This window comes from Ruegeria sp. CDSA034 (genome assembly GCF_059612275.1).
Genome location: NZ_JBXWQH010000003.1, coordinates 300,756 through 317,093, shown reverse-complemented (window position 1 = coordinate 317,093; position 16,338 = coordinate 300,756). Strand labels below are relative to the sequence as shown.

At 58.6% G+C, this 16,338-nt stretch carries 13 protein-coding genes; 6 read left to right on the top strand and 7 right to left on the bottom strand.

Annotated features, from left to right (window positions below):
• Positions 1-7: 7 nt before the first annotated feature.
• Entirely contained in the window at positions 8-853 is an 846-nt protein-coding gene (locus AC2FLJ_RS08355) for a HalD/BesD family halogenase (protein WP_496705250.1), read from the bottom strand.
• Positions 854-1,275: 422 nt separating this feature from the next.
• Here AC2FLJ_RS08355 and AC2FLJ_RS08350 point away from each other — a divergent pair, with 422 nt between their 5' ends.
• The 3 genes from AC2FLJ_RS08350 (at position 1,276) to AC2FLJ_RS08340 (ending at position 4,679) form a co-directional block, all read left to right on the top strand.
• Positions 1,276-3,027, top strand: coding sequence for an acetolactate synthase 3 large subunit (locus AC2FLJ_RS08350; protein WP_496696725.1), 1,752 nt, complete (start codon positions 1,276-1,278; stop codon positions 3,025-3,027).
• A gap of 66 nt (positions 3,028-3,093) precedes the next feature.
• Positions 3,094-3,654: an acetolactate synthase small subunit gene (ilvN, locus tag AC2FLJ_RS08345; RefSeq protein WP_282151455.1), complete on the top strand. Its 561-nt coding sequence runs from the start codon at positions 3,094-3,096 to the stop codon at positions 3,652-3,654.
• 290 nt (positions 3,655-3,944) lie between these two features.
• Positions 3,945-4,679 carry a helix-turn-helix domain-containing protein gene (locus tag AC2FLJ_RS08340; RefSeq protein ID WP_496696727.1) on the top strand — a complete coding sequence of 245 codons (735 nt, stop codon included), beginning with the start codon at positions 3,945-3,947 and terminating at the stop codon, positions 4,677-4,679.
• 5 nt (positions 4,680-4,684) lie between these two features.
• Here AC2FLJ_RS08340 and AC2FLJ_RS08335 read toward each other — a convergent pair whose 3' ends face one another.
• The 3 genes from AC2FLJ_RS08335 to prfB all read right to left on the bottom strand — a co-directional run bounded on the left by AC2FLJ_RS08335 (position 4,685) and on the right by prfB (position 8,213).
• Positions 4,685-5,467: a DUF2189 domain-containing protein gene (locus AC2FLJ_RS08335; RefSeq protein ID WP_496696728.1), complete on the bottom strand. Its 783-nt coding sequence runs from the start codon at positions 5,465-5,467 to the stop codon at positions 4,685-4,687.
• A 33-nt stretch (positions 5,468-5,500) separates the two neighbouring features.
• Positions 5,501-6,895, bottom strand: a complete 1,395-nt coding sequence (locus AC2FLJ_RS08330; protein ID WP_496705247.1) for an amidase — start codon at positions 6,893-6,895, stop codon at positions 5,501-5,503.
• A gap of 190 nt (positions 6,896-7,085) precedes the next feature.
• Positions 7,086-8,213, bottom strand: coding sequence for a peptide chain release factor 2 (gene prfB / locus AC2FLJ_RS08325; protein WP_058277539.1), 1,128 nt, complete (start codon positions 8,211-8,213; stop codon positions 7,086-7,088).
• Between the two features lie 76 nt (positions 8,214-8,289).
• Here prfB and AC2FLJ_RS08320 point away from each other — a divergent pair, with 76 nt between their 5' ends.
• Positions 8,290-9,123 carry an aminoglycoside phosphotransferase family protein gene (locus AC2FLJ_RS08320; protein WP_496705245.1) on the top strand — a complete coding sequence of 278 codons (834 nt, stop codon included), beginning with the start codon at positions 8,290-8,292 and terminating at the stop codon, positions 9,121-9,123.
• Here AC2FLJ_RS08320 and AC2FLJ_RS08315 read toward each other — a convergent pair.
• The 3 genes from AC2FLJ_RS08315 to AC2FLJ_RS08305 form a co-directional block, all read right to left on the bottom strand.
• A complete protein-coding gene (locus tag AC2FLJ_RS08315) occupies positions 9,117-11,603 on the bottom strand; it encodes a penicillin-binding protein 1A (RefSeq protein WP_282120490.1) in 2,487 nt (828 codons plus the stop codon). The two genes, AC2FLJ_RS08320 and AC2FLJ_RS08315, sit on opposite strands and share 7 nt — an antisense overlap.
• A gap of 95 nt (positions 11,604-11,698) precedes the next feature.
• A complete protein-coding gene (locus tag AC2FLJ_RS08310; protein ID WP_282151461.1) occupies positions 11,699-12,919 on the bottom strand; it encodes an N-acetylmuramoyl-L-alanine amidase in 1,221 nt (406 codons plus the stop codon).
• A 66-nt stretch (positions 12,920-12,985) separates the two neighbouring features.
• Complete coding sequence (locus AC2FLJ_RS08305; RefSeq protein ID WP_496705243.1) at positions 12,986-14,149, bottom strand: pyridoxal phosphate-dependent aminotransferase; 1,164 nt, start codon at positions 14,147-14,149, stop codon at positions 12,986-12,988.
• Here AC2FLJ_RS08305 and AC2FLJ_RS08300 point away from each other — a divergent pair.
• Entirely contained in the window at positions 14,148-15,530 is a 1,383-nt protein-coding gene (locus AC2FLJ_RS08300) for a M48 family metalloprotease (protein WP_496696739.1), read from the top strand. The genes AC2FLJ_RS08305 and AC2FLJ_RS08300 overlap by 2 nt on opposite strands.
• Entirely contained in the window at positions 15,527-16,285 is a 759-nt protein-coding gene (locus tag AC2FLJ_RS08295) for a DsbA family protein (RefSeq protein ID WP_496696740.1), read from the top strand. The genes AC2FLJ_RS08300 and AC2FLJ_RS08295 overlap by 4 nt, the downstream gene beginning before the upstream one ends.
• Positions 16,286-16,338: the final 53 nt, after the last annotated feature.

Below are 16,338 nucleotides of genomic sequence, written 5' to 3'. Positions count from 1 at the left end.
CGACCGGTCAATCCAACAACTGATCCTTGCGCAATCCAGCACGCTGGTGATGATGCGGCAGAACCCGCCCATACAGCTGTTGGGTACGCTCAACCCCGCCACACATGCCTTCGGCTTCGACAAAGGAAAAGATGCCGACATATCGGCTGCGCGTTCCTTGTACCGGGGCGACCCGGTGCAATGCGTATCTGCCCTTGAATATCTGCAGATCCCCGGGCTGCAGATCCAACGTCCTGACCAGTGCCCGGTTTCCGTCCAGCACCGAAGCCACGGATGAGAAATTTTCGTCCTCGATGCCGCGCAGCTTCGGCACGTATTCAAAGGCCCCACCCGCCTCGCCATTCTGGATGGCCAGTGTCACGGTGTAGTTGTTGGTATCAAAATGCCAGGGAAAGCCCTGCCCTTCCTCGACCACGTTGACAATCACATCCGCCAGCGGGTCGTCATAGCGAAAGAACCGATCCTCCGGCTCATCCAGCCCATCGCGTATGAACGGCAAAAAGCCCTCGAATTCATAGATTCGGCGCAGCGGACCCGATTTGGGAAAGTTATCCGCCGGAACGAAGGCGTTCGACCGGTCATAGAATCTGCGTATTGGGTGGTTCAGATCCAACCGAGGATCGTCCTGCGAGAAATAGGCGTTGGTGCGGTTGAAAGACCGATGCGCCATTTCGGCCACGGCATCCGCCTCTTTCAATAGCTGCGCCAAACCTTCGGGGTGGATAAAACCGGGCAAAACGGCACAACCGTCCTGATCCAACTCGCGGCGCAGATCACCGATCAGTCGTTCATATGCGCGCGAGTCCGGGCAATCGATCGGATACCGCCCCAGATCAACCAGATCATGGATCATCCTCCGCCTCCCTTCCTTGTTCGGTCAATCTCAGGGTGCCGCAGTCAAAACTGCTCATCATGCTTGTTTCGGACATCGCGATGCCGCTTTTTGACTACCCTCAAGGCAGAAATTTGGAGGTGAAAGGGGGTATTTTTCCTGAATATTCCCTGCATGCGTCAATCTGCGCAATAAAATGTCGCAAAATTCACCCTCAGAGTTAGAAAATTGGTGCAAAAGCCTGTTGACGCCCCTTGCCCCGGCTCATAATGTCCCTGCACGCAAAGAAGGAGCCTCTGGCGATGAGAACGCTAGTCGTAATCGTAGGAACCACGCGCATGGGCCGGTAACGGTAAACCATAATCGAACCCATGCGCCTCCGAAAATCTCGGGGGCTTTTTTTTGTCAAACGCAAGACACATGTCGCGAACGGAGCAAAGCAGATGACACGTGAGATGACCGGCGCAAAGATGGTAGTTCAGGCCCTCAAGGATCAGGGCGTGGACACGGTATTCGGATACCCCGGCGGTGCTGTGCTACCGATCTATGATGAGATTTTTCTGCAAAACGATATTCGTCACATTCTGGTGCGGCATGAACAAGGCGCGGTCCACGCAGCCGAAGGTTATGCCCGCTCGACCGGCAAGCCTGGTGTTGCCCTTGTGACCTCTGGCCCCGGTGCGACAAATGCCGTGACCGGCCTGACGGATGCGCTGCTGGATTCGATCCCGATTGTGGTTCTGACCGGACAGGTTCCGACGTTTATGATTGGCTCGGACGCGTTCCAGGAAGCCGATACCGTTGGCATCACCCGCCCCTGCACCAAGCATAACTGGCTGGTCAAGGATACGGACTCGCTGGCCGACACGATGCACGAGGCATTCCATGTCGCCACCTCGGGTCGCCCCGGCCCGGTGCTTGTCGACATTCCCAAGGACGTTCAGTTCGCCTCGGGCGAGTATAGCGCGCCTAAGCCTTCGACCTCGCATTATCAGCCGGTTCTGAAAGGCGATCTGGAAGAGATCACCGAACTGGTGGCCGCAATTGAGACCGCCAAGAAACCCGTCTTTTACACCGGCGGCGGCGTTATTAATTCCGGCACGGCGGCCAGCCAGTTGCTGCGCGAACTGGTCGATGCGACCGGCTTCCCGATCACCTCGACCCTGATGGGTCTGGGCGCCTACCCGGCTTCGGGCAAAAATTGGTTGGGCATGCTGGGCATGCACGGACTCTATGAGGCCAATCTGGCAATGCATGACTGCGACCTGATGATCAACATCGGTGCGCGGTTCGACGACCGGATCACCGGGCGGATCGACGCGTTCTCGCCCAACTCGAAAAAGGCGCATATCGACATCGACCCGTCCTCGATCAACAAGGTGATCCGCGTGGACATCCCGATTGTTGGCGATGTTGCACATGTGCTGGAGGATATCCTGAAGGTTTGGAAAGCGCGTGGCCGCAAGACAGATGAGGCGTCGGTTGCCAAGTGGCAGGATCAGATCACCGAATGGCGCAAAGTGAACTGTCTGGCCTACACCAACAGCGAAAAGACGATCAAACCGCAATACGCGCTTGAACGGCTGGAAGAGCTGACCAAAAAGCACGACCGTTACATCACCACCGAGGTCGGTCAGCACCAGATGTGGGCCGCGCAGTATCTGGGGTTCGAAGATCCGAACCGCTGGATGACGTCAGGCGGATTGGGCACGATGGGCTATGGCTTCCCGGCCTCCATCGGTGTGCAGATGGCGCACCCTGACGCGCTGGTCATCAACGTCGCGGGCGAGGCCTCGTGGCTGATGAACATGCAGGAAATGGGCACCGCCGCACAGTATCGCCTGCCGGTGAAACAATTCATTCTGAACAACGAACGCCTTGGCATGGTTCGTCAGTGGCAGGAACTGCTGCATGGCGAGCGGTACTCGCATTCCTGGTCCGAGGCCCTGCCCGATTTCGTCAAACTCGCCGAGGCCTTCGGGGCCAAGGGCATCCTGTGTTCCGATCCGGCCGATCTGGATGACGCCATCATGGAGATGATCAACTATGACGGTCCGGTGATCTTTGACTGTCTGGTCGAAAAGCACGAGAACTGCTTCCCCATGATCCCGTCGGGCAAGGCGCACAACGAAATGCTGTTGGGCGAGGCCGAGACACAGGGCGTGATCGACTCCAAAGGCTCGGTTCTGGTCTGACACAATTTGACAGATTTTGTCGGGTGCACCGCACCCGACCATCACAGGATTATGAAAGGGACATAAATGTCTGCCCTACATATCAAAAAAGGTGCAACGCGCCATTCCGCCTATAACCTACGCCCCACGTTTTCGGACGTGCAGGAACGCCATACGATTGCTGTCTTGGTCGAAAACGAACCGGGTGTTCTGGCCCGGGTGATCGGGTTGTTCTCGGGCCGGGGTTACAACATCGAAAGCCTGACCGTCGCCGAGGTGGATCACACTGGCCACCTGAGCCGGATTACCATCGTCACCACCGGCACCCCTCAGGTGATCGAACAGATCAAAGCCCAATTGGGCCGTATCGTTCCGGTGCACGAGGTTCACGACCTGACTGTCGAAGGCCCCTCGGTCGAGCGGGAACTGGCGATCATCAAGGTTGTCGGCGCGGGCGACAAGCGGGTCGAGGCGCTGCGCCTGGCCGATATCTTTCGCGCCAGCGTCGTCGACAGCACGTTGAATTCGTTCATATTCGAACTCACCGGTGCCCCGGACAAAATCGACGCCTTTGCCGACCTGATGCGCCCGCTGGGCCTTATCGAGATTGCACGCACCGGCGTGGCCGCCCTGCTGCGCGGCGACTGACTTTTTCGCCTCGCCCCCCCTTTTGACACCGGGGCGAGGCGCAGTCTCAGGACATATTCAATCAATGCAACGGTATGTTGCCTATGAACATGGCCACCCAAAAAGATCATACAAATTGATGTAAAGCCTATTGCGTTTGCCTGCCCCGACGTTAACTTCGGGGGCGTAGCGTGGTGTTGGGATGCACCAGCTGGGGTCACCAGTACGATTGTGAATGCATGCACGGCCAAAAAGGTCGGGTGCGTCGCGCTTTTTGAAATGACACTCTGGAACCTGGGACAGAAATGACCATGAGTATCCGCAGTCCTGATGAATTGCGCCGGATGTTCGGCGACAATCTGCGACAATTGTCGCGGCAATATTCGTCCGTGTCCGAGCTGTGCCGCCAGCTGGGCATCAACAGGACCCAATTCAACAGATATCTGGCGGGCGAGAGCTTTCCCCGCCCCGATGTTCTGGATCGCATGTGCCGGTTTTTCGAGGTCGACGCCCGAATCCTGTTGCGGCCTCTGGAGGAAATTGAAACACCTCCGGAACATCCGGCTGCTTCGGCCCTGTCTGAGTTCCTGGGGTCCGGCCCCTCAACGCTGACCGAAAACCTGCTGCCGGCGGGCTTTTATTATGCGACGGAAACGGGATTGGACGGATCTCCCATGACCAGACACCGGCTGATCCACACGCGCCGTTTGCCGCAATGCACGCTGGTGCGCAGCTATGAGCCCGAAAATGAGGGGATACCGGCCGACACCACCAGACGTGAAGTACAAGGCATCGCGGCCTGCGCCGGGCGGCAGATTTTTATCCTTATGTCCAGCCGCGCGGCCCAAAACAGCCGTATCTACCTTGTAACGCGCGGCGCTGAAGAAAACTCCGAGCGATGGCGTGGCATTGCAATTTGCCTGTCCAAAACCAACGCTCAGGCGACCACAATGCGCCGGATTTCGCTGAACTATTTGGGCACTCAGGCAAAGGCCGCCCTGCCTGCGGCGCGCGCTGCCAAGCGGCTCAAGCAAAGCGCTGCATAGGCTCTTCAGGCTTCTTTCCCGGCCCCTGCCAGAGTGATCAGACGATACAGGTGCCAACTGGCATGCCCCAGCAAAGGCAAGACGATCAACAACCCCAAAAACCACGGGATCATGGCCACAAACGTCACGACGGCCACGAACACACCCCACCCCAGCATAATCTTCGGGTTCGACCGGACATAGCTGAAACTGGCGATCATCGCAGTCACGAAGTCCAGTTCCCTATCCAGCAACATCGGGATCGAAAGGACGGTGATCATGTATAGAATAAGCGCGAAAATGGCCCCCACGATGCTGCCGACGGCCAGCATAGTCAGGCCATTGGGCGTCATAAAGACCTCTAGCGAACTGGAGACGTTGGTCATGGTCGACAGCCCCATGAACAACGCAAAGATCATATGACCCAGGAAAAACCAGAACAGGAAAATCACCACGATGATCGCGCAGATGGATGGCAATTGACGACGGCTCTGCTGCAGGACAACGCCGAAAACCTCGTTGAAATCCAAAGGTTCACCCTGTTCCAGTCGGTGTGACACCTCATACAACCCTACTGCCGCAAAAGGGCCGAGCAAAGGGAACCCTATGGTGGCCAACACCAGCCAGAATGACGTCTGCGTCTGCACCGTGACCCACGCCATGGCCAAGCCAGCCAGCACATAGAACCCACCGAACATCAGGCCAAAAACAGGTGCTCGACGAAAATCAGCCCAGGCACGGCGCAACGCCTCGCGCAGCATTCCGGTATCCACAGGTCCCATTTCCGGAACCCCAAAGGGTTTTTCCATGCTCTGTTTTTCCTCCTGTTTCCGGCGCTCTCCTCAAGCCGGTCGGTTTTGTGGCCACCCGGTCGCGTCGTGATACGCGGCCCCGATTGACAATATATTCGTATCCGCGCCGCGTGGGCCAAAGACCTGCATGCCCATCGGCAACCCGCCTGCCCCAAACCCCACCGGCACCGACAGACACGGCAGCCCAATAAGACTGACTGGAATCATGACCTGCATCCAGCGGTGATAGGTATCCATGCTTTTACCAGCAATCTCGGTGGGATACGGAAGCTCAAGTTCAAACGGCCAGACCTGAGTAGACGGCAGGATCAACGCATCAAACCCTTCGAACAGTGCAGCCGCGCGCCGGAACCAATCCGACCGTACAACGCTCGCCTGATGCACCTGCATCGCCGTCAGGGCCTGCCCCTGGTCAAGCTCCCATTGCGCCGTGTCCTTCAACTGCGCCCGCTGTTCAGACTGCGGGGCCAGACTTGCCGCCACGCTCCAGGATCGTAAGGTCGACCAGCTTTCGAATATGCGTTCCGCATCAAAGGGCGGCGCAACAGCTTCAACCTGCGCCCCCTGCTGTACGAAAACGGACAGCGCATCCTGGCACAGGTCCAAAATACCATCCTCAAACGGGAACGCCCCACCCCAGTCGCCCAGCCAGCCAAGCCGCATACCGGCCAGATCGGCCGCCTGAACCGGGGACACTGCAGCATTTTGCGGGGTTGCAGGATGCCGCGGGTCAGGCCCTGAAATTACGTCCAACAACACACCCAGATCTTCCGGGGCTCGTGCCATTGGGCCAAGCGTGGACAGTTGGTGAAGGAATACGTCGCCCACCGGTTCAGGCGGCACACGTCCCCAACTTGGGCGAAACCCATAGACATTGTTCCAGGCCGCCGGATTACGCAGACTGCCCATCATGTCAGAGCCATCCGCCAGCGCCACCATCCCGGTGGCCAGCGCAACCGCTGCCCCACCCGATGATCCACCACATGTCTTAGAGCGATCATATGGGTTACGTGTGGCGCCATAAACGGGATTGAACGTGTGCGAGCCCAAGCCGAACTCTGGCGTATTTGTTTTACCGATCAGGATTGCGCCGGCCGCCCGCATCCGTGCGGCTATCAGATCGTCCTGTTCGGGTACATGATCGCGATACAGCGGTGATCCCTGCGACGACACCACTCCGGCGACATTCACCAGATCTTTGACCGCGATCGGCAGCCCATGCAACGGGCCTGTCACTGGTCCCGCATCCAGCGCACGCGCCTCGGCTATCAGCGCCTCTTCATCGCGCAGCGCAACAATCGCATTCAGAGGCGGGTTGACCGCCGCAATGCGATCCAAGGTTTCACGCATCAGATCAGCGGCTAAGAGACACCGGGCCGAAAGCGCCGCCAACAAGGCAGTTGCGGTTGTCTGACTTAAATCCATCCGGGACCCATCGCATTCAGTGTTACCAAGTCGCGATCAGCCTAGCGAGGCTGCAACCCCATTTAAACCCGTGTTTTACATATATCTTTTACCACGCACACCGCGGTGCACGGATCAGCTACATCTGGCCAAAATCATCCCGGGGGAGTCTCCGCCTGCGGAGACGGGGGCAGTGCCCCCTGGCGGCGTCTCAGCCGTCGCCTTGCGCCTCGGAGCGGCTCTTGCCCGCCACATCCATCGCAAGGGTGGCAGCCATGAACCCATCCAGATCGCCATCCAGAACACCTTTGGTGTCAGACGTCTCATGGTTGGTGCGCAGATCCTTGACCATCTGATAAGGTTGCAAAACATAAGACCGGATCTGGTTGCCCCAGCCCGCATCACCTTTGGCCTCATGTGCCGCGTTAATGTCCGCGTTGCGACGGTCCAATTCCTGCTGATACAGGCGCGATTTCAGGGCCTTCATGGCAATATCGCGGTTCTGGTGTTGCGACTTTTCAGAACTGGTCACGACGATCCCTGTCGGAATGTGCGTAATTCGAACCGCCGAGTCCGTGGTGTTCACGTGCTGACCACCCGCGCCCGAAGACCGATATGTGTCGATGCGAATTTCGGACGGGTTCACCTCAATCTCGATATTGTCGTCGACCACCGGATAGACCCAGACCGAACTGAAGGATGTGTGCCGCTTGGCCGCCGAGTCAAATGGCGAAATGCGCACCAGACGATGCACGCCGCTCTCGGATTTCAGCCAGCCATAGGCGTTGTGACCCGAAATCTTGTAGGCGGCGGATTTGATGCCTGCCTCTTCGCCCGCAGTCTCGGACTGCAGCTCGACCGTGTAGCCTTTCTTCTCAGCCCAGCGGACATACATCCGCGCCAGCATCGAGGCCCAGTCACAGCTTTCGGTGCCACCGGCGCCCGAGTTGATTTCAAGGAACGTGTCATTGCCGTCGGCCTCGCCATCCAGCAGCGCCTCAAGCTCTTTCTTGGCGGCCTTCGCGCCCAATTTCTGAATGGCGTCTTCGGCGTCGGTGACGACCTCTTCGTCCTCTTCCATCTCACCAAGTTCGATCAGCTCGATATTGTCGCTCAGATCGGTCTTGATGGATTCATAGGTTTCGATGGCATCCACCAACATCTGACGCTCGCGCATCAGTTTCTGCGCGTTCTCGGGGTTGTCCCATAGGTTAGGATCCTCGACGCGCGCGTTGAATTCCTCAAGACGATGAGGGGCGGTCTCATAGTCCATACGCTGCGCCAGCAGCTCCAGCGACTTTTCGATTTCCGCCACGGTGTTCTGGGTTTCGGCGCGCATGGTCTTGTCCCAACTTGCTCAATCAGGCCTGCGTGATAGCAAGAGGCGCGGGCCACCACAAGACGGGCGAGACGGAATGCAAAACGCGCTGAACGAGTTTCTGACCAGATGGGATTTGGAAGACCCTCAGCTCGTTGCGGATACCGGGCATGCACATGTGTGGAAGGTCCGAACTTTGGACAACACGCTTGCCGCCCTCAAGATCTATCGCCGCCCAAACCGTGGCAATGAAACAGCTGGCCCGCACCTGATGCACCTGTGGCGTGACCGGGGTGCTGTGCACATACTGGCCGAGGCGCCCAACGCCGTTTTGACGGAATGGCTTGAAGGGCCATCGCTTGGGGACATCGCGCGGTCTGGCCGCCCGGATGATGCGGTACGCGGTCTGGCGACGGCAGCGGATCGGCTCCACCAAAGGCCTACCATCAACGCGACCGGGTTGAAACCGCTTCAAGAAGTCTTCGCACCAGTTTTTGACTGTCAATTCTCGGACGATTGCCCGACCCGGCTACGGCAAAACATGATGCAAGCGATCAGCATTGGCCGTCACCTTCTGGACACGCAGGATATGGTTGTTCCGCTGCACGGGGATCTGCATCATGACAACGTGATCGCAACACCCGCCGGGCCTCGGGTATTTGACGCCAAGGGGTACATCGGCGATCCGGCTTTTGAGCTGGCCAATGCCCTACGCCACCCAAAAGGCATGCCAGAGTTGGTTCGGCGCCCTGAACAGATTGAAACTGGCCTAGCGCTATACGCGACCGCCATGCGGGTTAACGAAATACGACTTGCCCAATGGGCAGCCGCAAAATGTGCTCTGTCGATCTTCTGGCGCGCAGATGGCACCGTCACAAATGACCCGGAAGAAGACCTGTTGAACCTACTCCTGCAGGTAGCGGATCAGTAAAGACCGCCGCCCTGCAGATCACCCTGGCTGGCGTTGGGGCCAACAGTGATTGTGTTGCCAGTCGACGTGGTGACCTGACGGCCAGAGTTGGCCTCTTCGAACAGAGGCAGGTCGGAGCCCATCGCAAAGCCACCGTCATAGACACGGTCGATAAAGCCGTCGACGCCATCGCGGAAATATTCAGCCACAACATAGTCACCGGAAGCATCGGCAGGCAGGCGCGCGCCACTGAAGCGGTCGATCTTGATGAAGTGGCCACCTTCGGGCACATCAAACGGACCGCCCCCGTATTTTTCGACCGCTTTCTCCATGAAGCTTTGGAACACTGGTCCGCACAACGTGCCCCCATAGGCCCCCCGCCCCATCGGACGCGGGCGGTCATAACCGATATAGCAACCAGCAACGATGTTCGAGGTGAAGCCGATGAACCACGCATCCTTGGATTCGTTCGTCGTACCCGTTTTACCCGCAGTCGGCACCGGCAGATTGACAACACTGGACGCGGTCCCACGATCCACGACGCCTTTCATCATCGACGTCAGCTGATACGCGGTGATCGCATCCATGACCTGAGAGCGATTGGTCTCGATGGTGGGCGACTCGTCCGGCTCAAGCCAGGCCGAGTTACAATCCAAGCACTGACGGTCGTCGTGACGATAGATCGTCTTGCCGAACCGATCCTGAATACGGTCGACCAGAGTGGGCTCCACCCGCTCACCGCCGTTGGCGAACATCGCGTAGGCGGCGACCATCTTGTACAGCGTGGTTTCTTCCGACCCCAGCGAGTTCGCCAGGAACGCACCCATACGGTCATAGACACCAAACCGTTCCGCGTAGCCAGCGACAACAGGCATGGTCACCTCTTGCGCCAGACGAATGGTCATCAGGTTCCGTGACTGTTCGATCCCCGTGCGCAGCGGCGTTGGGCCGTAGAATTTGTTCGACGAGTTCTTGGGTCTCCACAGTCCTTGGGGCGTGTTCACCTCAATCGGGGCATCCACAACGATGGTTGCGGGGCTATAACCACTGTCCAGTGCGGCGGCATAGACGAAAGGCTTAAAGCTGGAACCCGGTTGGCGCTGTGCCTGCGTGGCGCGGTTGAACACCGAATCCTGATACGAGAACCCACCCTGCATCGCCAGAACACGGCCCGAGTTCACGTCCATCGCAACAAAGCCACCCTGCACTTCAGGCACCTGACGTGCAGACCACTGGCCTTCTTCCCCGGCCATAACCAGAATGACGTCGCCACGCTTGAAGTTCGCTGCGAAATCACCTTGCATCCATTTGATATCGGAACGTGGGATGATGCCGTCGGCCGGGCCGTCCTCGATCCCCACGGTCAATTGCTGTTCACCGACGTTCATCACAACTGCCGGATACCACTGCGTCGGAAGCACAACGTCACGGGGGATTTCTATGATGGCCAACGCTTCGCGCCACTGAGTTTCGTCGGTCAGTTTTTCTTCCGCAATAACTTCACCAGTCCCGCGCCATTTCCCGCGCGAGCGGTCGTATTTTTGCAGCGCGGTGCGCAGGGCTTTGGCGGCCTCAAGTTGCATTTCTTCGTCGACCGAGGCGCGGACAGCAAAACCGCCGGTAAAGAACTCACCCTCGCCGAAATCGTCGCTCAGCTGGCGGCGTATCTCGTCGGTGAAATAGTCACGCGGCGGCAACGCCGTACGGAAGCTTTCGAAATCTCCGTTCTGGACCGAGCGGAGGGGCATTTCGACTTCGACCTCATAGGTCGCCTGATCGATATACCCATTCTGGTTCATCTCGCGCAAAACATAGTCCCGACGTGCAAGCAGACGCTCTTTTTGCCGAACCGGATGATAATCCGACGGCGCCTTCGGCATCGCGGCCAATGTCGCGGCCTCGTGCGGCTCCAGCTCTTGCAGGGTCTTGTTGAAATAAGTCTGTGCGGCGGCGGTCACACCATAGGAGTTCTGACCCAGAAAGATCTCGTTCATGTAAAGTTCGAGGATCTGTTCCTTGTCCAGCGTATCCTCAAGCCGAGTGGCGAGGATGATTTCCTTGATTTTCCGCTCGGCGCGGCGGTCGCCGGACAGCAGGAAATTCTTCATCACCTGCTGTGTAATGGTCGATGCACCGCGAACGGTTTCACCCTTGGACTTCACCGCCTCAACACCAGCAGCAATGATACCGCGCGGATCGTACCCCTGGTGGGTGTAGAAATTCTTGTCCTCAGCCGAGATAAACGCCTGCTTCACCAGATCGGGAATCTCTTCGGACGGTGTGAACAGGCGACGTTCCTGCGCGAACTCGTCGATCAACTGGCCTTCGCCCGAATAGATTCGGCTGATCGTGGGCGGTTTGTACTGCGCCAACGATTCATGGCTGGGCAGGTCGCGCCCATACATCCAGAAGATCGCGCCGACGACCAGCGCGGCCATGAAGATACCCAATGTCACGAGGCTGAAGATCGCCCCGAAAATCGAAAGAATGAAACGGATCACGTTACTGCCTTTTACTCGCGGTGACGCCTATATAGTGATGGCCCGGCGCAGGGTCAAAACACGATGGCCAATAATAGCCGGTTTACGTCGCAGGGTCACTGACCAATCAAGGATCTTTTGATCAGGTCGTCCTGCCGCCATTTCTTAAGACCATCGACAATGCCCTGCGCCATTCCAACGCGCCATTCCGGGTTCCTGATATTCTGCAGGTCCCGGGGACTGGATAGAAACCCAAGCTCGACCAAAACCGAAGGAATATCCGCTGCCTTGAGAACCGAGAAGGACGCTGTGCGGATCGGCCTGCTGTTCATCGGGCCGCCCTGTTGTGTCATGCCATCTGCCAACGCACGGGCCAGCGCATCAGTTCGGGGCTTGGTTTCCTGCCGCGCGATATCCAGCAGAATATCGGCCACCTGGTCATCCGCACCGCTCAGATCGATCCCCGAGATCAGGTCACCGCGGTCATGACGTTCGGCCAGCTTGTCACTGGCCACATCAGATGCTTCGTCCGACAAAGTATAAACTGCGGCCCCATGCGCCCGCCCTTCGGACAGGATATCCGCATGCAATGAGATAAACACATCGGCACCGGCCCGATGCGCCAACGCGATGCGCCGTTCGAGCGAGACGAATTGGTCATCAACCCGCGTCATCACCACTTCGAACCCTCCGGTCCGCAATAAATGCTCGCGAAGCTCGCGCGCGAAAGTCAGCATCAGAGTCTTTTCGTCCAATCCGTCGGCCTCGGCCCCCGGGTCAATACCGCCATGGCCGGGGTCAAGCATGACCCGCAACGCGCCTGCCCCGCCCTGGCGCGGCTGGGTCGCTGTCACTGCGGGTTCGGGCAAATCCCAACCTTGTTGACGGGGTGCGCCTGCGCCAGCGGCGAATGAATCGAAATCGGTTCCTTGGAGAAGCAGCGACAGTTGCGCGCCTCCAGCCGTTTGATCAATTTTCATTTCGGCGCGGTCGACGGCCAAGGGCGCGCCAAGTTCCAGAACCATCCGAGACCAACCGGGAACGTATGCTCCGAATTGAACACCGCTGATACGATCGGTTTGCAGAAGCGCTTCGCGGTCAAGCCCGGTCCAGTCAACCTCTTGAAAATCAAGTACCATGCGGTAGGGATCTTGCAATGTGAACACGCGGTAAGGGACGCCCTGGCTGAGGCCCAGATCGACCCTCACCCCTGCGCGACCTTCGTCCACAATGCGACTGTCATCCGGCAACACGCGCGCAAGCGCGCTGAAGTCATGCGCGACGGCGGCAGTCGACAGCACCCAAAACAGCGCAATGGCGTAAATGATCCTGCTCATGGCCTCAAGTTTTCCCGAGATCGTTTGTCTGGCACTCTATCGCATCCGGGGCCCGTTGTGAACGGCTCAGGCCTGTTCCCTGATCGCACCGCGATCCGCCATAAAGCGGTGCAGGCGCTGCAGACCCTCTTCGATGTCCGCCGTCGATCGCGCGTATGAAAACCGCAGCGTTGTATGACCGCGCAGCGGGTCGAAATCCAGCCCCGGCGTGACGGCTACCCCCGCCTTTTCTAACACCTCGGCCGCAAAGGCCCGGCTGTCGTCGGTCAGGTCCGAGACGTCGGCGTAGACATAAAACGCCCCATCTGGCGGCGCGATATTGGTGAAACCGGCCTTGGGCAGCCCGTCCAGCATCAATTGGCGGTTGCGGCGATAAACATCCAGATTGGCCTGCAATTCATCGTTGCAGTCCATTGCCGCCAGCGCAGCCACTTGGCTGGCGTGCGGCGCACAGATGAACATGTTCTGAGCGATCCGCTCAACCACCCTCAACTGATCTTCGGGAACCACCATCCAGCCAACGCGCCAGCCGGTCATCGAGAAATACTTGGAAAACGAGTTGATCACATAGCAGTCATCCGTCAGCTCCAGCGCGGTGACGGCTTTGGCCTCATATTCCAGCCCATGGTAAATCTCATCACTGATGAACGAAGCGCCCTGCCCTTGTGCGGCGTCAATAAGCGCGCCCATGGCTCTGTGATCCAGCATCGTGCCCGTGGGGTTCGCAGGCGACGCAACCATCAGGCCCTGCAGGTCGAGCCCTGCGAAATCGGATGGCACGGGTTGCAGCCGGTTTTCGGGTGCGGTGGGCAGATCGACAGGGACCAGACCTAACGCTTTCAGAATTTGCCGGTAAGAGGGATAGCCCGGCGCGCCGATACCTACGCGGTCGCCGCTATCAAACAAGGCAGTGAAAGCCAGCAGAAACCCGCCGGACGACCCTGGTGTAATCACGACGCGGTCGGGGTTGAGATCGACGTTATACCACTCACCGTACAGGCTTGCGATCCGTTGCCGCAGCGCGGGCAGACCCAAAGCCACGGTATAGCCCAGCGGGCCTTGATCCATTTCTCTGGCCAAGGCCTGAACGGCCCCTTTGGGCGCGCCCGTTCCCGGCTGGCCGACCTCCATATGAATGATGTGCCGCCCGGCCTCTTCAGCGCGGCGCGCGGCCTCCATCACATCCATCACGATGAAGGGATCGACCCCGGATCGGGTTGAGTTTCTCATGCCCATCTCCCATGTTGCAGCCATGGCTTTTGAACGCTTATCCAAGCTGGCGTCAATCCCGGCCCTGTTGCTGATTGCAGTGACATGGTTGAGCAGTGCGTTTCAGTCCAGCGCTCAAAGCCTGATCCGCGACCCCGATATCGAGCACGGGTTGCGCGAATTGGCCTTTCCCATTCTGCGGGCCGCCGGGCTAAACACCAATCGGGTGAAAATTCTGGTCGTCAATGACAGCACGTTCAACGCATTTGTCATTGATTACAACGCAATATACGTAAATTACGGGCTAATCCTGACCGTCGAAAGCCCTGAGATGCTGCAAGCCGTGATCGCGCATGAGGCAGCTCATATCGCCAATGGCCATCTGGCCAGGCGGGTTGAAAACATGCGCGCCGCGCAGCGCAAAGCCCAACTGGGCACTGCGCTGGCCCTGATCGCCGCAGCCGCAGGTGGTGGCGAAGCCGCAGCGGGAATCGCCGCCGGCACATCCGCGTCTGCCCTGCGCAGTTTCCTGGGGCATACACGGGCCGAAGAGGCATCAGCCGACCGCAGTTCGGCCAGCTACCTGCGCGCGGCGGGGATCTCACCCAACGGGATGGTCGCTCTGCACCAAAAGTTTGCGGGTCAAGAGTTGCTGAATACCGCCAACCAAGACCCCTATATGCGATCCCACCCCACCAGCCGCGAACGGCTGCGCGCCGCTGAGGCGTTTGTGGGCGAGTTCAGCGATCATGCGTCGCCAAATCCCAACGCCGACTACTGGTTCGCGCGGGTCAAGGGCAAGCTATCGGCCTTCCTACGCTCGCCGGGCTGGACCTTGAGCCGGTTGAAAGAGGAAAGCGCGCAAGACATACGCCTGATGCGCGAAGCCGCCGCCCATCATCAAAACCGCGATCTGGCCCGCGCAAGGGCAGCGATCGACGGCGCGCTGGAAATCCGGCCCGATGATCCGTTCTTTTATGAGCTAAAAGGGCAAATTCTGCTGGAAAACAGAAAGTTGCCCGACGCAATTAAAGCTTATGGACAGGCAGTTGAGATGTCGCCGAATGATCCATTGCTTCTGGCGGGGTACGGGCGCGCCTTGCTGGCAGATGGGCAGACGACCGACGCCCTGAAGGTGCTTGAAAAGGCACGCGCGCGGGACTATCGCAATGCACGACTGATGCAGGACCTTGGAATGGCTTACGCCAAGGTCGGAAATAACGGCATGGCCTCGGCCGTGACCGCAGAACGCTATGCCCTGCAAGGCCGCCTGGTCGACGCAGGCATTCACGCAAAACGCGCCGTCGGGCAATTGCCCGAAGGTTCACCTGGTTGGCAACGGGCACAGGATGTGTTGATTGCCTCGGAACGAGCGAAGAAAAAGAAAAGGAACCGGAAATGATCCTCAGACATGCTGCACCCGCCCTTCTGGGGCTTTCCCTGATCACCGGCCCCGCGCAGGCCCTGGACCTGAGCACCATGAGCGATGCCGAACGCGAGCAGTTCGGTGTGCAGGTGCGCGAGTACCTTCTGGAAAACCCCGAAGTGATCATCGAAGCGATCAACATTCTTGAACAGCGCAACGCTGTGGCCGAAGCTTCTGCTGACAAGGAACTGGTCGCCGCGAATGCGGACGAGCTGTTCAACGACGGCTATAGCTGGGTTGGCGGCAACCCGGATGGCGATATCACGCTGGTCGAATTCATGGACTACCGCTGCGGCTACTGTCGCCGCGCCGTGCCCGAAGTCGCGAGCCTGTTGGCCGAAGATGGCAACATCCGCCTTGTAATCAAGGAATTCCCAATCTTGGGCGACGCCTCAGTCCTGTCTTCGCGCTTTGCGGTCGCAACCAAACATGTGGCCGGCGATGACGCCTACAAACAGGTCCATGACGCGCTGATGGAATTCGGTGGAGAGCCTTCCGAAGTCTCCCTGCGCCGGATCTCGGATGGCCTCGGCCTGGACAGCGATGCGATCATTGCGGCCATGGACAGCGAACAGGTTACGGATGAAATCGGTCAGACCCGTGCGCTGGCGCAGCGTATGCAGATTTCAGGAACACCTTCATTTGTTCTGGGCACCGAAATGCTGCGCGGCTTTCTGCCAGCGGATCAGATGAAGCAGATTGCGGACGGTGTGCGCGCAGATCAGGGTTGATGAACAAGGAGCACCTCTCGCCGAGGTGCTCTTCACCCAACAGTCTAATAGGG